Below are 354 nucleotides of genomic sequence, written 5' to 3'. Positions count from 1 at the left end.
CGGCGCAATCCCTTTTATTACAGCCTTGGTGACTCCTACATAATAACTTTCATTGCCCCAATCTGAAAGAAAGGCTATCACGTAAACACCCCCATATGTTCATAAATAGATTTTAGCGCTTTATAAAAATCCTCTTTTTCAATCTTGTATAGATTCGATGAAACACGGCAATCCGAAGCTCCAAACCCTTTTACTGCTTCTCCGAACTCCTGGAGTAATGCTGAGATTTCTTCCTCTCTCTTAATAGATGAAGGTAACAACACAGCAGAAAGAACTTTGCCCTTTTCCAGCAAAAAATCTATATGCCAAAACTTATTCTTAGACTTTTTTAGATGCCTTTTCACCCGTCCTGAA

General features: G+C 38.7%; 1 protein-coding gene. It reads right to left on the bottom strand.

Going from position 1 to position 354, the window contains the following annotated elements; genetic code table 11:
• Positions 1-77: 77 nt before the first annotated feature.
• The coding region (locus AC3LHT_RS06905) for a DUF123 domain-containing protein (RefSeq protein ID WP_488662387.1) at positions 78-354 on the bottom strand (277 nt) is incomplete at its 5' end.

It is taken from the genome of Kosmotoga sp. (assembly GCF_982836095.1).
Note: the sequence above shows the minus strand (reverse complement) of the source record. Positions and strands in the feature narration are given on the sequence as shown.